Annotated in this window: 14 protein-coding genes and 1 pseudogene; 10 read left to right on the top strand and 5 right to left on the bottom strand. The window is 42.2% G+C overall.

Features of this window, described 5'->3' with window-relative positions:
• Position 1: 1 nt before the first annotated feature.
• The 5 genes and pseudogenes from ACMHXH_RS05425 to umuD all read right to left on the bottom strand — a co-directional run bounded on the left by ACMHXH_RS05425 (position 2) and on the right by umuD (position 6,031).
• A complete protein-coding gene (locus tag ACMHXH_RS05425; protein WP_281089249.1) occupies positions 2-1,993 on the bottom strand; it encodes a hypothetical protein in 1,992 nt (663 codons plus the stop codon).
• The gene (locus ACMHXH_RS05430; protein ID WP_099458585.1) at positions 1,990-3,840 is read right to left on the bottom strand and encodes a hypothetical protein; all 1,851 of its coding nucleotides are present in this window, start codon (positions 3,838-3,840) and stop codon (positions 1,990-1,992) included. Before ACMHXH_RS05430 ends, ACMHXH_RS05425 begins: the two co-directional genes overlap by 4 nt.
• On the bottom strand, positions 3,840-5,369 hold the full coding sequence (locus tag ACMHXH_RS05435) for a tyrosine-type recombinase/integrase (RefSeq protein WP_099458586.1): 1,530 nt from the start codon (positions 5,367-5,369) through the stop codon (positions 3,840-3,842). The genes ACMHXH_RS05430 and ACMHXH_RS05435 overlap by 1 nt, the downstream gene beginning before the upstream one ends.
• 100 nt (positions 5,370-5,469) lie before the next feature.
• A pseudogene (locus ACMHXH_RS05440) lies at positions 5,470-5,574 on the bottom strand (hypothetical protein); the annotation flags it as partial.
• A 7-nt stretch (positions 5,575-5,581) separates the two neighbouring features.
• Positions 5,582-6,031 (bottom strand): translesion error-prone DNA polymerase V autoproteolytic subunit, encoded by a 450-nt coding sequence (umuD, locus tag ACMHXH_RS05445; RefSeq protein WP_007105028.1) that lies wholly within the window; start codon positions 6,029-6,031, stop codon positions 5,582-5,584.
• A 640-nt stretch (positions 6,032-6,671) separates the two neighbouring features.
• On the opposite strand from umuD, the gene ACMHXH_RS05450 reads away from it, so the two are divergent.
• The 10 genes from ACMHXH_RS05450 (at position 6,672) to mobH (ending at position 22,006) form a co-directional block, all read left to right on the top strand.
• Positions 6,672-7,577, top strand: coding sequence for a 3'-5' exonuclease (locus tag ACMHXH_RS05450; protein WP_413737742.1), 906 nt, complete (start codon positions 6,672-6,674; stop codon positions 7,575-7,577).
• A gap of 213 nt (positions 7,578-7,790) precedes the next feature.
• Positions 7,791-8,090 (top strand): hypothetical protein, encoded by a 300-nt coding sequence (locus tag ACMHXH_RS05455; RefSeq protein ID WP_222763270.1) that lies wholly within the window; start codon positions 7,791-7,793, stop codon positions 8,088-8,090.
• A 317-nt stretch (positions 8,091-8,407) separates the two neighbouring features.
• Positions 8,408-9,343, top strand: coding sequence for a WYL domain-containing protein (locus ACMHXH_RS05460; protein WP_222763272.1), 936 nt, complete (start codon positions 8,408-8,410; stop codon positions 9,341-9,343).
• A gap of 37 nt (positions 9,344-9,380) precedes the next feature.
• Entirely contained in the window at positions 9,381-12,713 is a 3,333-nt protein-coding gene (locus ACMHXH_RS05465; protein ID WP_413737744.1) for a helicase-related protein, read from the top strand.
• A 3-nt stretch (positions 12,714-12,716) separates the two neighbouring features.
• Positions 12,717-13,403, top strand: a complete 687-nt coding sequence (locus ACMHXH_RS05470; RefSeq protein ID WP_210853285.1) for a DUF4391 domain-containing protein — start codon at positions 12,717-12,719, stop codon at positions 13,401-13,403.
• 207 nt (positions 13,404-13,610) lie between these two features.
• Positions 13,611-15,647, top strand: coding sequence for a site-specific DNA-methyltransferase (locus tag ACMHXH_RS05475; protein ID WP_210853286.1), 2,037 nt, complete (start codon positions 13,611-13,613; stop codon positions 15,645-15,647).
• Positions 15,648-15,742: 95 nt separating this feature from the next.
• Positions 15,743-18,820 carry a type III restriction-modification system endonuclease gene (locus ACMHXH_RS05480; RefSeq protein WP_413737747.1) on the top strand — a complete coding sequence of 1,026 codons (3,078 nt, stop codon included), beginning with the start codon at positions 15,743-15,745 and terminating at the stop codon, positions 18,818-18,820.
• A 161-nt stretch (positions 18,821-18,981) separates the two neighbouring features.
• Positions 18,982-19,263 carry an ECs_2282 family putative zinc-binding protein gene (locus ACMHXH_RS05485; RefSeq protein ID WP_161729450.1) on the top strand — a complete coding sequence of 94 codons (282 nt, stop codon included), beginning with the start codon at positions 18,982-18,984 and terminating at the stop codon, positions 19,261-19,263.
• Positions 19,263-19,736 (top strand): hypothetical protein, encoded by a 474-nt coding sequence (locus tag ACMHXH_RS05490; RefSeq protein ID WP_001145412.1) that lies wholly within the window; start codon positions 19,263-19,265, stop codon positions 19,734-19,736. The genes ACMHXH_RS05485 and ACMHXH_RS05490 overlap by 1 nt, the downstream gene beginning before the upstream one ends.
• Positions 19,737-19,855: 119 nt before the next feature.
• On the top strand, positions 19,856-22,006 hold the full coding sequence (mobH, locus tag ACMHXH_RS05495) for a MobH family relaxase (RefSeq protein WP_413737750.1): 2,151 nt from the start codon (positions 19,856-19,858) through the stop codon (positions 22,004-22,006).
• Positions 22,007-22,049 lie beyond the last annotated feature (43 nt).

Below are 22,049 nucleotides of genomic sequence, written 5' to 3' on the forward strand. Positions count from 1 at the left end.
ATTAACCTCTACTGGTTGCGATTATGCCTTTGATATTATCCTCAAAGGCTGTGACTTTAATTCCATGGTTGATAATCAATGACTCATTTATTTTTATCTTTTGCTTAACTCCGATAAGTATACTTTTCATCATAGGGTCGCCATTATTCAAATCTCGAAATGTATTTATTAGCCGCTTATTTTGACGTTGAGTTCTTTTGGCCTCCTTGTCTGTGATTATCTGATGTTCGCATGGTTTAATTTCAGCGGAGAACTCGCCAATACCACACACTCTACTGCAAGACGAATTAGTGCAGTATCCGCCTGTAGGTAGCTTGACAATAGAAAGCGTGCCATTGCGAACTAGGGACTCAATTTCAGTCCGCGTCATATATACCTTGTCTCCAGAGCGTAGTTTTTCAAACTTATCCTTGGCTATTCGTTCTCCACCTAGCCCACTTAGCGTTTCTGAAGCGTTGTATATTTCATCAAACATATCGACTGCAATGTTAACCCCTTCTTCATGCAATAGTTGGATTAAGTCAGAGTCTAACAAGACATCTTCGAAGTACTGAAGTTGGGCGTTTTTGCCGTAATATTCGGACATGTTTATATTTCTGTGTTTATATTGAAACTTGATTGTTGACGTTGTTCCAAATCCATAACGCTTAAAGAATACTGCGAATGTTCGTCTAAAGTCATGAGCACTGATCTTAGGTAAGAATTGACCTTCTTTGAGTTCTCCGTGCCATGAAGGGTTAAGGGTATTGAATGAATCAACATCTTCTTTTGTTGCTTTAATATTTAGTTGTTCCAAATAAGACTTGAGGTTTTTTGAGCGTGCAGCCGTTGAGCTGTAGTTGGTCTTTTTAGAGCCTCCTAGTGTTACTGGCAGAAATACAGACTCTAGCACCCGTAAGGTTTTTTTGTACTCATCTAAATTGATCTTTTGTTCAGTGTATTGCTTGTTCACATCATCTATGTAGGTTGTGCGAAGATATGCTGTGCAGTCATAGGCTAACTCAAGTGCATCTTTAGATATGCGGTGTGTTTGCCATACTTCTTTTTTAGGAATACCATTGACTGTTTTAGTAGTTTCACCTTTCAAAAAGCATATGTTATCGCCGTGTTCTCCTTCCCTTTCTTCGTAACTATCTTTAGTAAAGCTATTTAACTCTCCAACTCTTACACCGCTAAATGCCAGTAAAACTATCGCACAGGGAGTCAGAATATTAGAAATGTTTGTGCCGTCACGAGTAAGCTTAAAATCAGGAATGTTATGACCTATCTTCCGAATTCTATTACGAGTCCTGTCGTTTATCTGGCCTAGAGAAGACGATCTGTCTTTTCGATTTTTTTCTTCGTCGTATATAGTCTGAATTCGGTTCATAAGAGCCGATATTTCATGGCGATGGGGGTGCAGTGACTCTACTGTTGAGATAGCATCATTAAGTATTTGTTGGTAGATATTCGTTGGAATTGCAATGTATTGCTTGGTTGGCTTTATACTTTGTATGTTTAAGCTTTTTATCGTTACAATCCTATGGCACAGGTTCAGGCTATTTAGCAGACCAAAAGTGGTTACTACATTGTTGATTAGTGTTTGAGAAAGGCTCCTTTTAATTGCTAGCTCACTGAAAGATTTCTTGAATTGCTTGAATATTCTGTCGTCTGATAGAAGGTTCCAGTTACACTCGCCAAGGCTTTGAACAATATATTTCAGCCCATTCTTCCAGTGTTGAAGTTGTCCGATAGTTGGATGCGTTTTGTTCTTTTGTTTATATTCATCCATGATGTATGCGAGTGTGGACTGAATGTACTTGCGGTATTTCATGTCAATCCGTGAAAAAGAGATACCTGTTAGACCACCAACGCCTACTTGAATAGCGCCGCTAAACTTCCACTTTTTATCAAAAATGTAGCTTTCAACACTGCCATCACTGTAACTACTTACTGGTATGTTTTCGTCATAATCTGGTACTGAAGCTAAATTATGTTTTAATACTGAGATCATGAAAACACCTCATGCAGATCATTTAGACTGTAGATATTCGAATACAAGGGGTGTGATGTTTGTTTTTGTAGCTCATAGGCTTGCTTATAATTTTCTGGAGATTTATCTCTAAATCCTCCTAGAATAGTTTCAATGGTGTTTAATAGTGTATTCATTTTCTTAGGTGGCATTGAGTTAATTGCAGGTGTTACTTCAAGCTCTTGTAATGTTTCCTTGAATGACATCATTAGCCATATATCTGTTACATCAGAGACCAATGAATGGTGCTCACACTCAAAGCAATCAAGAAAGCTGGTGCAAGCTTCTTCATCAGAGTTCATTTCAACTCCGATACGCTCTAGCATTTTATTTATGGTTTTTACAGCACCTTGTTTATTATCATTACAACGTATCCCTGTAGGGGTTCTTGCTTCATGAGACCTGTTAGAGCCCTCTCTCAGTGCTTCATACTCATAATGATCAAGAATGTTTGAATGTTTGTATTTAGCCTCTTCAACTGCGGTGTTGATATCAACGCCTTTAGCGTTGGAAAATTTAGCATCCATTGCCGCATTTAATTTTTTTTCGTGCTCTCCAGATGTCCCATGTAAATACTGTGATGAAACAACTTTAATGCTGTTGTTTGCCGACATTGCAACAAGATAAACAGACTCTGTTGCTTGAAACAGAGTGTCCATTTTGGTTTTTCTGAGTATTGAAGGGGTTATTTTAGGGAAGTCCAGTCTGGTCAATAGTTTGTTGATGCTTGCATGGGGGGAACTACCTATTTCAGAGTAAAGCTTTATCTGACCATCTTTACTATAGTAGGGGAAGAGAGGGCTGTTGCTATCACCATTTGCCATGCTTTTAGCTACATTTAACCAGCTTTCAATGAAGTCCTTTGCGTGTTTACTGAAACCAAGTGCGTTATCTTGCTCTTGGTGTTGAGCTCTACCTTTCACGGAATCCAGAATGTACTTTCCACCCTGCACCTCTTTGAAATTAACGTCTGAAATTTTCATCTTAGCTAAAGGCGTTGTATTCATTCCCGTAAACAAATAGCACAGCATCATTGCTATTTTTGTGATGGGGTTGTTTTTATGCCCTGAGCTGGGTTGTACTGCTCTTGAAAACGCAGCAAAATGGGCAACTCTGTCACTGCCTTTTATCCCTTTTTTTTGGGCTATTAGTTCTAGCAATTCTTTATCATAAAGCGGATGTTTTTCAGGCATTGTGCCAGCATTATAGTGTTCTAAAAGCTTAAAGTACGAGTTAAACAACCTTTTTGTGATCGGTTTTAATTCTCTCTCAATATCAAGACTTTTGTGGGGTGTCGTGTGTCCTGAAACATTTGATATTTTAGGAAGTCTTTTGGTATCCTGCGTCCTATTTAATTGCTTTAAAAGCCATGAAATATTTGTTCTGTGCCTCCCCCAGACAGGTCGAGAAAGTAATCCCTTACTGTTTTGCCTCCCACACCATGTCATGAATCCATCAATTAGTTCCCAGTGAAACATGTCTTTATCGATTAATTCAGTGTCGTTACTATCATCCACCCACCTAACGTATTTTATTAGCGTTTCATATCTAGAGGCTGTGGTAGAGGTGGCGTTCTCACTTAGCAAAGAGTATATTTGACGCACAAAACTGCTTCGTTTCATGTCAGTGAACTGACTAGTTTCAACCTTTCTGAAACCTCGAAACAATACTGGACAGGATTTAAAAGCAAACCTTTCAAAACGAAGAATACTGCCGTTTACACATATAACCATATCGGCTAAATGTAAGGTTTTAACTTCGGCCTTGCCTTTTATTAAGTTTTTACCTGGAAGTAGATATTTTCTCTTTCTGGTATTATGTTTTGGCATTATTGGCTCTCCATACCACTTATATCAGCATCTTCAAATGCACCTATAAATTCAAGGATATCTTCATAAATTTCATCGCCTGTAGGTTCGTCTTGAGCGATTTTAAGGTATATTAACGTTACGGACTCTTCACCGTGCCCAAGGCACTCACTCACTAAAGCAAGTGCTTTGTCAGGAGTTACACGCCTCAAAAGGAGCCTAAAAAGTGATACCGCAAATGTAGCTCTAAGATTGTGTATAGTTGCTGTTAGGTTAAACCCAGACAATATATTTACAGTGGCTCTAATTTCATTCCATCTGGCGTTGGCCTCGGGAAGTTTAGTGAAAAGTGGGACACCAGTTTGGCTAATGAATAAATACTCTTTTGTATCATCTACTCCATCCTCCCCATCAAAGTATCCTAGTTCGCCTTTTTGACGCTTAAGTTCACAATGTTCTTTGAATTTCGAGATACGCTTCTTATATCTATCACTTCTAGTGTATTCGTACAAAAGGTGCATAATTCGGGTGGGGATGATTGTTTGCCTAGATTTATTACCTGATCCAGCGGTTTTTGTTAATGAGCCGTATTGACCGCCAACACCAAGCTTCATTGCTTTCTTATCTTCACCAGGCTTTGCCACTTGACCTTTGTGAAGGCTAGCCACTTCTTCCTTTCTAAGCCCTGTGTATCGTGCGACAAGAAAGAACAGGCAATATTCAATTGATAAGTTGGAAGTAGTTGTTTCACCAGCAACTTTTTTGATAACTCGACGTGTATTGGTGAGAATATCCTCTACGGCAAGCCATTCTTTATTTGTTAGGGGTTTTAAATCTCGTCTAGCTGATGATAGTGCGCCACCGTCATTACGTTTAGATTTTCCTAAATTCAACCGCAGATCTGTTGTGTGTATATCTTTACTCAAGTAGGCACCGATGCTTGTACTGCCTCCCTGATATTGTATAGAAACAACCTCGTGCTCAAAGGGAGGATTGTTAAACTTGTAGCCATTTCTGATGTGGAAAGAGTAAAACTTAACTACAGCACCCATATATGCAATTGCTGTAGTTCTGGCTATCGTATGGTTTGGGGTGTCAGGCTCAAGTACAGCCTTTATTAGAGCCTCTCGGTATTGGTACGTAGCTTTATCACTTTTTCTAAATGGGAATTTATCCCAGCTAGGTCTAGGCAGATCAATAAATTCTTCGTAAAGGTCTTCGTCGTATTCAGAGTCCCACAAGCGCTGTAATTCTAATAAGAATGAAAAGTAGTGAACTAAGCCTTTACTGTATTGTTCTGACTCTTGCTTATTGTCATTTAGGTGGTGTGCTAGTAAAAAGCGATTAACTTGTTCCATTGGTTCGTATGAGACTATATCGCCATTAGTGTTTCTACCAACCAAATTCAACAAAACAACCTTTTTAATATGCTTAGGTTGTTGTCGAGAGTATTTAATAGATAGTTCACCATTTTCATCAGGCGTAATTAGAGGGGTTCTATACGTGAATGGTTTTATTTCTGTTGTTTTGATCTCGTATACGATTGCCATGTGGTGATATCCAATTCATTCAGTCTGTAAACACAATAGTGGACATTCTCACATTGTCAAACGTGTATAGTTAGAGAGTGGAAGTAAAAGTGTATGGGTGGTTATTGGACAGCACCACAACCGGCGTATCTTTTAAATCAGGACGAAACAGCTTCTCACAACTGGCGTAAAAGTTGTTGCAGTCCACCAAGGCAAATACTGGCATGGGCTAGTCACGACTTGCGGCGCATGTTTCGCACCACATTGGTGACCACACCAAATATCTCTAACTCTGTCCCTTCAGGAATATGAATGGGCTCATACACCTGGTTTCTTGGGATCAGCATGACGCACGGCCTTAGTTGAAGCTCCTTTACCGTGAGTTCACCATGGATACCAGCGATGACAATGTCACCGTGTTCGGCTTGGACAGAGCGATCAACCACCAAAATATCATCTGGGTGAATCCCGGCATCAATCATTGAATCACCTTCAACACGCACAAAGAACGTTGCAGCCGGTCGCTTGATGCACAGCTCGTTGAGGTCGAGCGTTTGCTCAACATAATCCTGCGCTGGTGAGGGAAAACCAGCAGAAACACGTTCCATGAACAATGGAATACGAAGGCGCTTGGCTTTGATGAAGGCAAGTGCGCCGCTACGGCCTATCAGCGAGACACTCATGACGAACCTCGAAAAATCACAATTGATACTGTTTGTTTATACAGTATCTAATGCTATGCTGATTTCTACAAGTAAAATTGTAGGTAAAACTGTAGTTGTTCGAGTAAGACGCTGTGTTGTCGGTGATTTATTTTTTGTGTTGAAAAACTAGATGTGGGGGATCGCTCGCCCTCGTCAAAGCCTGCAAGGCTTGGACAATACTGCTTCTGCCTACTGCTCTTGTTTCTGTTACTGATCCTGTTACTGCTACTGGTTAACGCATGGGTCAAGTAACCGTCAGACAAGGCTTGTTGAACCCTTAGCAAAGGGTTTAAAAACAGTTAGTAAAATTCTGCTTCGTATTGAATTTACTGGCTTAAAGCGAAGTTAGGAGCACCATTAAAATGCTCAGTGGAACTCAGTTCAAGCCTTTTGCAACCGTTTGAAAAGGGGTTGGCTAAGCCATACGTAAAGGGTATCGGTAAGGGTTACCTAAAGGGTTTAGCTAAGGCTTTCTGAAAGGCTTAGCCAAAGCCTTCATACATGGGTTCACCCAGTAGAAAGATTAAAAAAACGCTTAGGTATCCAAGGTGCATTTAGAAAAACCTGTGGCACAGTGAAATCACCTAAAGCGAACAATAGAATTGAAGAGGAACCATCAATGACAAGAGCCCCAGCGCCATTTCCGCTAGAGCGCCTCGCGGATATCCCAGAAAGACCAGAAGATTTTAGATTGCTGGAGCGCATTCCATTAACGCGTGAATTGCAGTCCTGGCCACTTGAACTTTCTGCTATGGTCGGTGATGAACAGCCAATGGTGCTGCTCGATACAGAGACAACCGGACTGTCTGCCGATGATGAGTCCATTATTGAGCTTGGTATGGTTAAGGTGCTTTACAGCCCATCAGCTAAGCGGATTGTGTCGATTGTTGATGTGATCAGCTTGTATGAAGATCCCGGCAAGCCAATCCCCGAGCTGATTACCGAGTTAACCGGTATTACCGATGACATGGTGCAAGGCCAGCACATTGATGATGCAATGGTTGCGAGTTGGTTATCCGATGATCCGCTGGTGGTTGCACACAATGCACAGTTTGATCGTCCTTTCTTTGAAAAGCGGTTTGCTGCATTAGGCCATCTATCTTGGGCCTGTTCAGCCAGTGGCATAGATTGGAAGGCGCTGGGTTTCGAAAGTCGAAAGCTTGAGTACCTGCTGCTTCGCTTAGGTTGGTTCTATGAAGGACACCGAGCTGCAACCGATTGTTTGGCGATGGCCTGGTTGTTTCATTTGTTGCCCGAGTCCGTTGCAAACTTGTTGTCTGAAGCAGACAGGCGAACTGTGTTAGTTCGTGCGTTTGGTGCGCCGTTTGACGTAAAGGACTATTTAAAAGAGCGTGGTTACCGCTGGCATGACGGTGTTAAAGGTGCCAACAAACATTGGTGGCGCGAAATCAGCGAAGACGAGTTGCCGCAGGAACAAACTTACCTGGATGATTTGTATCATCGTGGCTCAGAACATGCCCACTATGACTACAAAGATGCCCGCAATCGATTTAAAGCTTTGTAGCTCTCTACAAGGTAAGCCTTGCATATTTGAAAACCTCTGGAAAATGGAAAGTGAACTTACGTTATACCCAAACTACTTGGTGTTGCAGCTAGGCGGCAAGTGAGCGAGTCCCCATGAGCATAGATCTTCTATGTGATTGGGGTGAGCGAATGCAGGTAACACCGCTGCGGCTGCAAGTAGGAAGGGTATATAACCAACAAGAGGAATCTTTCCATGTACCAAGACACCTACATTGAATACTGGGGCGAAATCTTTGTCTCTGCCCGCATCATTGAATTTGGCATCACGTTCGAGCGCTTTCTTAAAGATCCATGGAAGCATTTGATGTCCTGTGGCCAAGAGTCTGCCCCAGACGCGATTGCTGAAGGGATGCGGCCATTGCTACCAGCCCAGGCAGAAGTTGCTAGGCGTGTTCGGGAGAGTGAGCAACGAGCCTTGATGTCTACAGAGACGGACAAAGGGGTATCGCTTCGCGGTAACATCGTGGTGCCATTGATTCGGGTAGCGCATTGATAGCGGCTATCAGCATTGGCACAAAACAAGGACTTCACGCTCATGACTCAGCGGCAATTGTAATCCAGATCAAAAAGTTGCCGCTTAGTCTTCCCTACAAAATAATTTGTGATAGGATGACACCTAATAAAATTAATTAGGTTGAAGCCTATTCAGTGTTTTATGGCCATCAGTTCAGCTTCAACCGGTAGAGATTGCTAAGTCATTGCGGATAAAGAGCAGCATTGAGTGACACTATTCAATGTGATTACGCGATGTCTGACCGTACTTTATAAACAGAGTTTTAAGAATCTGGTTGAATTGGATAAACAAGACGCATGACAAATGATGGTCTGAAACAAACGGTAGTGGCGAAGCCAGATAGGCTTTCGCAGATAGCGCAGTTGCCACAAGCAACCAGGGATCGCATTGCACACATCGATTTCACCTTATTGTTTAAGGGAGAAGCGGTACGGGCGGACTTAGTCGATCGCTTCAGCATAGCCGCTGCACAAGCAACGAAAGACTTCACCATGTACCGAGAGCTTGCGCCAGGCAATATTGAATATGACCAAAAGCTCAAATTGCATAAGCGTGGTGAAGCTTTTGCCCCATTGTTCGAGTACGACGTTGTGAGAACACTGGCAACCATTAGCCAAGGGTACGGAGATGGCTTCACTGGAAAGGTAAAACCACCACTGGCTTGTGAAGCGCCTTATCACTTAAACAAGCCGAGTTTATCGATAGTGGCGAAAGTCACCGAGGCCATTCACAAAGGCAAAGCCTTGAGTATCACCTATGTGTCGTTATCGAGCGGTGAAACCACGCGTGAAATTGTGCCGCATACGCTTGTAGACAATGGCCTGCGTTGGCACGTTCGTGGTTTTGACCGCAAGCATGGTGAATTTCGTGACTTTGTACTGACCAGAATTAAAGCAGCGTTTGTGCTTGAAGATTCCACTTTATCTGAAACCGAGCTCGAAACCCAAGACCGGCAATGGAACCGCTTTGTAGAGCTGGAGTTAGTGCCGCATCCTCGTATTGAGCACAGCGAAGCGATTGAACTGGATTATGGTATGGCGGGTGGCGTTCTAAAGGTTGAGATTAGAGCGGCAACGGCAGGCTATTTACTCAGACAATGGAATGTGGATTGTTCTTCCAACGCCACACTAAAAGATGGTGGAGCTCAATTGCATTTAAAGAACAGAGCAACACTTTATGGAGTTAAAAACATCATGCTAGCTCCAGGGATTGAAAAAGAACTTGGTAACTAATGCACAAAAACGAACTTGGCGCAGGGAATAAATTTTGATGAAAATAATCGATAACCTTAACAACCTATTAGGTGACGAGCTTCAACAGACGCTGACACCGAATACAAAGTTAAAGATTGCTGCGTCTTGCTTTTCTATTTATGCGTATGAGGCTCTCAAAAAGGAGTTAGCGAAGATAGACTCACTTGAGTTCATCTTCACATCACCTACTTTTGTCGCAGATGAAGTTACCGATAAATTCAAAAAAGAAAAACGAGAGTTCTTTATTCCCAAAGCAGGGCGTGAACGCAGCCTTTACGGAACTGACTTTGAAATACAGTTAAAGAACAAGCTCACTCAAAAGGCGATCGCCAAAGAGTGTGCAAACTGGATCAGAAAGAAAGCGACATTCAAATCAAACAAAACTGATTCTCCAATGCAGTCGTTTGTTGTGACGGAAGCATCTAGACAGCAAACAGAGACAATGAGTGCAGTTTTTGCTCCGGTTAGCGGGTTTACGGCGGTTGATCTAGGGTATCAGCGAGGAAACGCTATTTCGAATTTTGTGCAAAAAATCGATGAGCCAAATTTCACAGCGCAGTACTTACAGTTATTCGACCAAATTTGGAAAGACCCTGCGAAGCTTCAAGATGTTACTAAAACCATTTGCGAGCATATAGAGTCTGTCTACCAGGAAAACTCGCCTGAAAAAGTCTATTTCATTATTTTGTATAACATTTTTAATGAATTCCTTGATGATATTACAGAGGATGTATTACCAAATGATCGAACCGGCTATCAGGACACCTTGATTTGGAACAAGTTATTTAACTATCAAAAAGATGCTGCGACCGGGATCATCAATAAGTTAGAGACCTATAACGGCTGCATTCTGGCTGATAGTGTTGGTCTTGGTAAAACATTTACAGCGTTAGCTGTCATCAAGTATTACGAGCTCAGAAACAAATCAGTGCTGCTTCTATGTCCGAAAAAGTTAGCGGATAACTGGCTCAACTTTAATCGAAACCTAAAAACAAATATCTTTGCTAAAGACCGTTTTAGTTACGATGTTTTGTGTCACACAGATTTGAGCAGAACCTCTGGCGAATCCTTCGGTACTCCGTTAAATAGAATCAACTGGGGTAACTATGACTTGGTCGTCATTGATGAGTCGCATAACTTTAGAAATAACGATGCAGTGAAAGATCGAGAAACTCGATATCAGAAACTGATGAATAAAGTTATTCGCGCTGGCGTAAAAACCAAGGTGCTGATGCTATCAGCGACACCAGTGAATAATAGATTTACTGACTTAAGAAACCAGCTTGCGCTAGCTTATGAAGGCGAGTCGAGCAATCTCACAAAGCATCTTAAAACCACAAAAAGCGTGGAACAGATATTCAACCAAGCACAAGCCGCATTTAACGCTTGGTCCAAACTAGACCCAGAGACGCGAACAGCTAAAGCCATTCTCGATGCCTTGGATTTTGACTTTTTTGAACTGCTTGATAGCGTCACTATCGCTCGCTCACGAAAGCACATCACAACATTCTACGACACAACAGATATTGGCCATTTCCCTGAACGTAACAAGCCAATCTCGTTTCATTGTCCGCTTACTACTCGTTCGGATGTAGTTAGCCTGAATGAGATCTTTGAACAGCTTAAGCTACTCAAACTATCTGTTTATGCGCCAGTGAGTTATATCCTCCCGAGTAGATTGAAGAAATACGAGGAGATGTATGACACGCAAGTTGAAGGCGGAAAAGGTAAGTTAAAGCAAAGCGACCGTGAAAAAAGCTTAGTTGCACTGATGACAACCAACCTTCTAAAGCGTCTTGAGAGCTCCGTATACTCGTTCAGAAGCACCTTGCAATCTCTCCATGATAACCATGTTCGTGTTCTAGGTATTATCGACGAATTCTATAAGCGAGACGGGCAAACCGAAGTGAGCAGTCTCGTTGAAGCGCTAGAGTCTATTGAAGCAGATGAAGACGATTTGCCTTCTTATCACGATATGGAAATCGGTAACAAAATCAAAATTAAGCTAATGGATATGGATCTTCCATCCTGGCAGCAGGATTTAGATGGCGATTTGGAGCTGATCAAAGGGTTACTAGATTCTGTTAGCAAAATTAAGCCAGAAGAAGATGCCAAGTTGCAGCATCTGAAATCACATATTGCTGCAAAAATAAATAATCCGATAAATCCTGGAAACAGGAAAATCATTGTGTTCACGGCGTTTGCGGACACCGCTCAATATCTGTACGAGCAGTTGTCACCTGTGATGTTAAGCGAGCATAGAATCCATACTGCGATGATCACTGGTGGTTCCAGTTTACCTAAGACCACCTTAAAAACCGGACGAAAAGGTTACGACACACAAGAAGTGCTCACCTTGTTTTCGCCAGTTTCCAAATCGAAAGCCAGTGTATTACCCGATGAACCCGCTGAAATCGATTTGTTGATTGCTACAGACTGTATCTCTGAAGGGCAGAACTTACAGGACTGCGATTACTTAATTAACTTTGATATTCACTGGAATCCAGTTCGGATTGTACAGCGCTTTGGGCGAGTTGACCGTATTGGCTCGCCGAATAAATGCATTCAGTTAGTTAACTACTGGCCTGATATATCGCTGGATGAGTACATCAACTTAAAAGAACGTGTTGAAAGTCGAATGACGATTGTTGACGTGACAGCGACCGGTGATGATAACGTCTTAAGTAGTCAAGCTAACGATGTGTCGTATCGTAAAGAGCAGTTAAAGAAGCTGCAAGAAGAAGTCATTGAGCTTGAAGATTTAAAAACGGGGGTTTCTATCACCGATCTAGGTCTAAACGAATTTCGGATGGACCTACTTAATTTAATGAAACTCTACGGCGAACCAAGAAACGCACCAAGTGGCATGCATGCGGTGGTTGAAGCTAAGCCAGAATTAGGGTTATTGCCTGGCGTGGTGTTTGCGCTGAAAAACGTCAATAACAGTATCGATAGAGATCTGCAAAACAGGCTCCACCCTTATTACCTTGTCTATGTATCGAATGAGGGGCACATCGTCGCTAATCATTTTGAGGTAAAGAGATTATTAGATTTAATCCGCAGTAGCTGCAAAGGGCAAACAGAGCCGCTCAGTGATATTTGTGCGTTATTTAATCGCCTAACACAAGACGGTCGAGATATGCAGCGTTACTCTCACCTTCTAACCGATGCCATAAAAAGCATGGTTGAAGTTAAGGAAGAAAAAGATATTGATAGTTTGTTCAGTGGTGGCGCTACCTCTGCTTTAGTGAATACATTTGCCGGGCTTGATGACTTTGAATTGCTGGCATTTATTGTGATCCAGCAAAAGCATCTGATGGAGAATAGTGCTCAGGATGAGGTTAGCTAGTTTATGAACTCACCTTGGATATTTCCTGACAACGCAAAGTTCGGTCGAGTCGTGCCTAAGAACAAAATATATGAGCACAGCGCGGCAACCACTGGGTTGAAGTCACTTTTTGTAGAGCAAGTAGATCAAATTCTTTGGGCTTACAAGCTATCGCCTAGCACGCTGAATATTCCCCAAACCAGTGAGGTCAGTGAAATACAGGTTTTCAGTGTGAAGCTTAAAGGTGACTCGATAGACGACAGCGTACTTAAAGCGATTGATTTGGCCATACCTTTTCCCATTCTATTTGAGGTATGGGGTGCTAGTGGTGAGCAAGGCCATTACGCCGCTTGCTATAAGCGTAAGGCAGAGAACGATCAGGCCAAATGGGTTTGTAGCCGTTATTTGTTCTCAGAAACGTTCTATTTAGTTAATGCATCAACAGTAACTTCTGAAGTTTTGGTTTTGCCAACTGCAATCGATATGGCGCAGCTGTATCAAAAGCTTCTTACACGTTTGTTACCCATACCCAAACGAACCGCCGAGAGTATTGAAGAGGTCATTGAACGCTTGATGGCAATTCAGGCATTGGAAAAGCAAATCTCGCAATATAAGAAGAAGGTTCATGCTGAGAAACAGTTTAACCGCAAGGTTGAGCTCAATAAGCAGTTAAAGAATTTAAGGTGCGAGCTTGAAGAGTTACTCGCATAAAGAATATACAGATAAACAATTTTAATCAGTTAAATAGTGCCCGCTTTCATTATGGCCTAAATAGTTGGTGTGGTAGCTAGGCGACAAGTGAGTGAACCCCTGAGCATAGTTTTTCTATGTGATTGGGGTGAATGAACGCAGTTAACAACGCTACCGCGACAAATATGACGGCGATAAATGTAAGGCATCACGCAAAAGGTAAAACACATGGATAAATTAAAGATGCACAGCCCCGACATGACGCAGCAAAACATAGAGAAAATTCAGGCGTTGTTTCCGAACTGCGTGACGGAATCAAATGGTGCTAACGGAGAGCTAAAGCTGGCCATTGATTTTGACCAACTTAAACAAGAGCTATCAAATTCAATCGTTGAAGGCCCGCAAGAGCGCTATCAGCTGAACTGGCCTGGTAAACGAGAGGCACTACTAACAGCGAATGCACCTATCGCAAAAACATTAAGACCTAGTCGAGAAGAAAGTGTCAATTTTGACACCACTGAAAACCTCTTTATTGAAGGCGATAACCTCGATGCGCTAAAGATGTTGCAAGAAACTTATTTAGGCAAGGTTAAGATGATCTATATCGACCCTCCTTACAACACTGGAAACGATTTTATTTACAACGACGATTTCTCTGAGAGAAATGATCTTTTTTTAAAGCGATCAAACCAAGTAGATTCAGATGGTAATCGCTTAGTCGCAAACAGGGATACAAATGGTAGGTTCCACTCTGATTGGTTAACTATGATGTATTCAAGATTAAAGTTAGCCAGAAATTTGTTATCTGATGACGGCGTTATATTCATCCATATAGATGACAATGAGGTAGATTCTCTAGGGAAAATCTGTAGCGAGATATTCGGTGAGCAGAATTTTATAAATATTATTACCGTTAAAACTAAAATAGGTGGAGTATCTGGAAGCTCTGAAGGAAAGAGCCTGAAAGATGCTACTGAATTTATTTGGGTGTATTCAAAAAATAAAGAGTCAACGTTCCTTAACCCAGTTTATATAAAAACAAAACTTTCAGACCGTATCAAGAGTTACGAAGAAGAAGGCAAAAGTTGGAAGTACACATCAATAATCACCAACTTGGAAAACAAAGTTCTTATCAAGGAAGATAAAACTAAAAAAATCAAATTCTATGGATATGAGAATTTGCAAACAATGTCTCTATCAGCATTTGCCAGATCGAAAGGGATCACGATAGATGAAGTTTACAATCAGTTCGCAGATAGGATATTTCGCACTACAAATGCCCAGAGCAGTGTAAGGCAAACTGTAATCAGAGAAACGTCCGGACATGACTTTCCAATGTATAGTTGTGTCTATACACCAATAAAAGGACGTAATGAAGGAACAGAGATTGAAGTTTTTTATAAAGCAGGGTCAACATCAGAACAACGTAACATGGTTATGTTTTTAGCTGACGTAGTAGAAAAAGTTGATAATACCTATTACTACATGGATCGTATTACTACTCTTTGGGATGACATTGAGTACAACAACCTCACAAAGGAGGGAGACACTGAATTTTCTAATGGTAAAAAACCAGTAAAACTACTCCAAAGGTTAATTTCTTTATCGACTGATAAAAGTAGTATTGTATTAGATTTCTTCGCTGGAAGTGGTAGCACTGCCCACTCAGTAATGGCGATTAATGCTGAAGACGGCGGAAACCGAAAATTTATTATGGTTCAGTTGCCGGAAGAGTGTGATACAAAGTCAGCAGCGTTCAAAGCTGGCTACAAAACTATTGCTGAGATTTCTAAAGAACGCATCCGCCGAGCTGGTGCAAAAATATTAGCAGGCGAGTGCCACAAAGACTGGAATAAAGACGTTGGATTCCGAGTACTTAAAGTGGATACCTCGAATATGGCGGATGTTTACTACTCTCCAGATCAAGTTACTCAGGGTTCGCTAGACTTATTGGTAGATAATATTAAATCAGACCGCACTGATGAAGATTTACTCTTTCAAGTACTGCTGGATTGGGGCGTCGATTTAACCTTACCAATCAGAAAAGAAACGATTCAAGGCAAAACAGTTTTCTTTGTTGATGATGATGCATTAGTGGCCTGTTTTGATCTGCGTATAAATGAAGTATTGATTAAAGAGTTAGCCATAAAAGAACCACTTCGCGTAGTATTCCGTGATGACGGCTTTGAGTCTGATGCAGTAAAAATTAATGCCGAGCAGATTTTCAAGCAAGTTTCGCCACATACTGAAGTTAAAGCGATATAAGGAGGGATCATGACAAATTTTACCGGATTAAAATTTGCACACAGCCTTGTCGCAGACAAGGTGTGCCCGAAGGGTTGCGTACATGGAGGTGCGCAATGAAACTTAAGTTCAAAGTCCAACCTTATCAAACTGTTGCCGTAGAGTCGGTTGTTGACTGCTTTGCGGGACAACCTAATACCTCCGGCGTAACCTACCGAATCGATCCTGGCGTTGCCAAAGATAAATTTGGCAACGCTGGCTGGGATATGAGCGACCAGGATGGTTTTAAAAATGCTGAACTCGCGCTCACTGAATCGCAGCTATTGCAGAATATCCATGGTGTTCAAAGTAGGCAGAACCTCCCTGTTTCAGAAGCGTTAATAAGCAATTCCAGCTCTAAGATTAATCTCGATGTTGAAATGGAAACCGGTACTGGTAAGACATATTGCTACATCAAAACCATCTTTGAGATGAATAAGCGCTATGGCTGGAGCAAATTTATTATCGTTGTGCCTAGCATCGCCATTCGTGAAGGTGTTTACAAGTCGCTGCAAATCACAGGTGAGCATTTTGCTCAGAATTACGACGGTAAAAAGGCACGGTTTTTTATCTATAACTCAAAACAATTGCACCAGTTAGAGAGTTTTTCTTCTGACAGTGGCATCAATGTGATGGTCATCAATATTCAAGCCTTTAATGCGTCAGGAAAAGACAATCGACGAATTTATGAAGAGTTGGATGACTTCCAGTCTAGGCGTCCTATTGACGTTATTAGTGCAAACCGCCCAATCCTGATTTTGGATGAGCCGCAGAAGATGGAAGGCAAGAAGACATTAGATGCCTTAGCCAAATTCAAACCACTGATGGTACTTCGATATTCGGCCACGCATAAGACAACACATAATAAAGTGCATCGCCTGGATGCGCTTGACGCTTATAACAATAAGCTGGTTAAGAAAATTGCCGTTCGTGGTATTTCAGTAAAAGGCTTGGCGGGAACGACAGCCTATCTATATTTGGAATCCATCGAGATCTCGAAAAAAATGCCAGTGGCTCGCATTGAGATCGAAGTTAAACAACAAAATGGCATTAAACGCATACCCAAGAAGGTCACTAAGGGCGATAATCTTTTTGATCTTAGCAATGGTCTGGACCAGTACCGTGACTTTGTGGTTACTGATGTCAACGCGATTAACGACACGGTTGAATTCAAAAATGGCCATGTTTTAACCGCGGGCGATGCCACGGGAGATGTGACCGAAGAGACCATTCGCCGAATCCAGATCCGCGAGACAATTAAAGCGCACCTTGAAAAAGAAAAAACACTTTTTAACCAGGGTATAAAGGTTCTCTCTCTATTCTTTATTGACGAAGTCGCAAAGTATAGAGACTACTCTCAAGCCGATGAAAAAGGTGATTATGCTCGCGTCTTTGAAGAAGAGTACTCTTTGCTTGTACAGGAGTATCTTGATGAGTTGTCCCTTTTGCCAAGTGAGCAGACTGATGCCTATAAAGCCTATCTATCAGCCATTGAAGGCTCTAGAACGCATAATGGTTACTTCTCAATTGATAAGAAATCAAATCGTCTTCAGAACCCCGGCTTTAAAGTCCGTGGTGAAGATGCCGGGCTATCAGACGATGTAGATGCCTATGATTTGATTTTAAAAGATAAGGAAAAGTTACTTTCTTTTGAAGAGCCTACCCGATTTATCTTTTCACACTCGGCCTTACGCGAGGGTTGGGATAATCCAAATGTATTTGTCATGTGTATGTTAAAACACAGCGACAACACTATCTCTCGTCGTCAAGAAGTTGGGCGTGGTTTACGTCTGGCCGTCAATAAACATGGTGACAGACAAGACCATCCGGCAACTGTGCATGAAATTAATGTTTTGTCGGTGATTGCAAGTGAAAGCTATAAAGACTTTGTCACGAATCTGCAAAAAGAGATCAGCGAGTCTCTTTCAGCGAGACCTAGAAAAGCAGATGAAGCTTATTTTACGGGTAAGACAATTACAACTGCTGATGGACCTGTAGAAGTAACACCTGTCATGGCTAAGCAAATTTATAAGTATTTGCTTAAAAATGATTATACCAATGAAGCTGACGATTCAATTGCGCCATCATTCCACAAGGCTAAGGCTAGTGGACAGTTAGCGCCAATGCCCGCTGAGTTAGAGCCGTACCGAGAACAGATTTTGACGCTGATTGATGGTGTTTATAGTGAAGCGCAATTGCCAGGTGTTGGTGATGATCGTAAACCTAAAAACAATCCGTTGAATGCTAATTTTGATAAGAGAGAGTTTCAGGAGCTTTGGCACAAAATCAATCGCAAAGCGGTTTACAAGGTTGATTTTGATTCGTCTGAGTTGATTAAAAATTGTATTCAGGTACTCAATAAAGAGCTTAAGATCACGCCTCTTCAGTACACCATTCAAGATGGTGTTCAAATGGATGGCATTACCGACGAACAACTCAAAGCTGGACAAAGTTTCAAGGTGAGGAATACTGAGACTGAAACTCATCGATCGAGCATTCATTCTGCTGTTCGTTATGACTTGGTTGGTAAGTTGGCTGAAAATTGTGTGCTGACTCGCAAAACAGTCGCCGAAATACTGATGGGTATAGAACCTGTAGTATTTGCACAATTTAAGCAAAACCCTGAGCATTTTCTCGCTGAGGCTTCACGTCTTGTGAAAGAGCAAAAGGCATCTGTGATTATCGAGAAGCTATCATATGATCCAACGAACGAATCTTATGATGTTGATATATTCACGGCAGAGCAAAAAATCACTGATATGACAAAAGCCGTTAGTGGCGTTAATAAGCATATTTATGATTATGTTGTCGTTGATTCACAAGGCATTGAACGAGACTTTGTTACCGAGCTTGATACAAGCAAAGAAGTCGTGGTTTATGCAAAACTGCCTCGTGGTTTTCTGATACCGACGCCTGTTGGCGACTACAACCCTGATTGGGCGATTTCTTTCAAAGAAGGAAGTGTTAAACACATTTACTTTATTGCTGAGACTAAAGGAACGATGTCTTCGCTTGAATTGCGTGGCATAGAAGATCGCAAGATTGAATGTGCTAGGAAATTCTTTGAAAAAATTAATGCAGAGATAACGAGTGAAAACGTCAAATATGATGTTGTAACGAGTTACTCGAAATTGATGGAAGTCGTAAGCGGCTAGTTGTTTCCGTTTTTATATCGGGCTGTCAGTTCATCTGGCTGACAGCTCACTTTTAGTTTCATAACAATAATTGGAAGATTCAGCCAGCAGATTTAGTCTAAATGTCGCACACTCATGCGGTTATATTTTAAGTATGGCTTTTTACATGACGGAGAAATAGCATGAATCCTGAAAAATACAATAGAAGTATAAGCTTGCTTTGCCCGACTTGTGGTTGTTCGGACTTTTCCTACGAAGACGGTTGCGATGAAACAATACAAGTAATGACTTGTGCATCTTGTGGTAGAGAGTTCAATAAAGATGAGCTTATTCAAGAGAATAGCGAAAATATTGATGAGCACCTTTCTGAAATCAAGGAAGAAGTTTTAAAAGACGTTCAAGACGAACTACGTAAATCTTTGAAAAAGGCTTTTTCTGGTAGCAAGAATATAAGGATTAGGTAATGCCAGTAACTATTGATGCAGGTGATGTGATAGCCGGATTAGCTTTCCTTTTATCTGGCTACGCAACATGGCAAACGGTCAGCTTTAATAAGAGGCAGAAGTCACTTGTCGAAAGCCAAGAAAAGCTAAACACCATTCTCTTGGAAAAAGAAAATGAAGATGCTCTGAAAGGAAAGCAAGCTGACCTTGGTGCATCAATTATAAAACTTGGCAGCAGTAAGTATCGGCTTAAGGTTTGGAATAAAGGAGCTGCTACTGCAAGAAACGTCAGAATTGAGTTCCCTGAAGGTAACGATTTAGTTATTGAATCAGAAGTGACTGACAAATTTCCGATGGAAAGCCTCGAAAAGTATCAAGCCGTTGAGCTAATAGCCGCTGTTCATATGCAAACGAAACGAAAGCATGTTGTTCGGCTAGTTTGGGAGGATGATGCCCAGTCTTACAATGAAAAGCTGTCTTACCCCACACTGTAATGTAACTGTCGGTTTTCTCACTAGAACGAAAACAACTACAGATAAATGCATATTTCTTTCGGCTATCTAACATCTTCAGTTGCTAAAGAACCTTCACACTATCGTGTCGGAGGTTCACTATGTTCAAAAACCTATTTTTTCAAACCAAAGCACTACCAGAGCTGTCATCGCAACTGGATACAGAAATTCCGCGCTATCCGCCATTTCTGAAGGGGTTGCCAGCAGCGTCACCCGAGGATTTGCAGTCCACACAAGACGAGCTAATAGCCAAACTGCGTCAGGTACTTGGCTTCAACCAGCGTGATTTTCAAAGGCTAATTCAACCCTGCATTGATCATCTGGCGTCCTATGTTCACTTGTTGCCAGCTTCTGAGCATCATCATCACAGTGGTGCTGGTGGTTTATTACGTCATTCGTTGGAAGTTGCTTTCTGGGCGGCACAAGCAGCTGAAGGGATCATCTTTGTTGCCAGTGGCACACCGGTTGAGAAAAAAGAGCTAGAGCCAAGGTGGCGTGTTGCGGCGGCATTAGGCGGTTTGTTCCATGATATTGGTAAGCCTGTTTCAGACTTGTCCATTACAGACGAAGATGGACGCTATCAGTGGAACCCATTTTTAGAAACCTTATCCCAGTGGGCCACTAATAACCGCATTGAACGCTATTTCATTCGCTGGCGCGACGGACGGTTCAAACGGCACGAGCAATTTTCAATTCTGGTGTTAAACCGGGTGATGATGCCAGAGTTGCTCGCTTGGTTAACACAACCTGGCCCTGAAATTTTGCAAGCCATGCTGGAGGCAATTGGCAATACCGATCCCGAGCATGTCCTGTCTAAATTGGTTATTGAAGCTGACCAAACCAGTGTCCAGCGAGACCTGAAAGCTCAACGAATTTCCGTTGACGACAATGCCCTTGGTGTCCCAGTCGAACGCTATCTACTTGATGCCATGAGGCGATTGCTTGCCAGTTCCCAGTGGTTGGTCAATCAGCGAGATGCCAGAGTTTGGATACGAAAATCGAATCAATCAACCAATCTTTACCTGGTTTGGAAAAGCGCGGCTAAGGACATCATTGAGCTATTGGCCAAAGACAAGATACCTGGCATTCCAAGAGATCCCGATACCCTTGCGGACATCCTCATTGAGCGAGGATTGGCCACTAAATCCGCCTCCAATGAGCGATATGAAAGCCTTGCCCCTGAAGTACTGATCAAAGACGGCAAGCCAATCTGGCTACCCATGCTGCATATATCTGAGGCCGATTTATTGTTCAGCTCGAATGTACCAAGTGGTGTGACACTGTTTAACAAATCTGAGTGGGAAGCAACACAGCAAACAGAAGCAGAGCCTCAGAGTCGCTCCAGTGAGCATTTAGACTTGCCTGAAGCGTCATCATCAATTGAACACAGCAATTCGTCTGAGTCGCCATCGACAAAATCGTCCGACCAAGATAATGAACTTCGTCATGCCAGTGATGTTAGTCACCTTCAGGAAAATGAAAACGTTCCGGGTGATGGATATGAAAAGCCTAACAATTCATATGATGGCGCTAGCTCAAATAACGTAAACCAGCACGATGCAGAGGCATTGAATCTGCCTGAATCTTTGGCGTGGCTCCCAGAGGCCAGCAGTGCGTTGGTTATGGTTGGTGAACAGATACTGATCCGCTATCCCGATGCCGTAAGACCTTGGTGTGCTCCCCGAAAACTGCTTGCTGAACTCAGTCGATTAGATTGGCTTGAATTAGATCCAGCAAACCCGACACGTAAAGCCAGAACTGTGACTACAAATGATGGAGTTCAGGAGCAAGGGTTACTGCTGAAAGTATCGATTTCTAAAGGGCTTACTGCACTGATAGACCTTTCCAAACAAGACGCAGAATCAGTGACAGCAATTCAGAACGAAGAGGCTTCACCGCGACCGAGTCGAACTGAGACAACCAATGCCCAAGCAAAAGAACCCGCCACAAGAACGGAGCGAAAGCAAAAGCCGATTGCGGCCAATGCGAACTCAAGTACCGACCCCAAACACGCGCAGCGGCAACAGATGGTTAATTTTGTGAAAGATTTGCCCATCTTACTGACCGATGGCAATTACCCAGACGTGGATCATAGTGCCGATGGTATTCGCGTCACGATTCAAACCTTACGCCAAGTCGCTAATGCGCATGGCATTCCAGCCGGACAGCTGCTTCGGGGGATCTCGGCCAGTGACCAATGCCAGTTTGATGAGGGGGAAACGGTTCTGTTTACCGCTCACGCTAAACGTTAATCAATTTGAAATTAAGCGGATTGTATACGGTTATTTCGCGGAG

The sequence above is a fragment of the Shewanella sp. BJSY2023SW001 genome, from assembly GCF_047314685.1.
GTDB lineage: Bacteria > Pseudomonadota > Gammaproteobacteria > Enterobacterales > Shewanellaceae > Shewanella > Shewanella indica.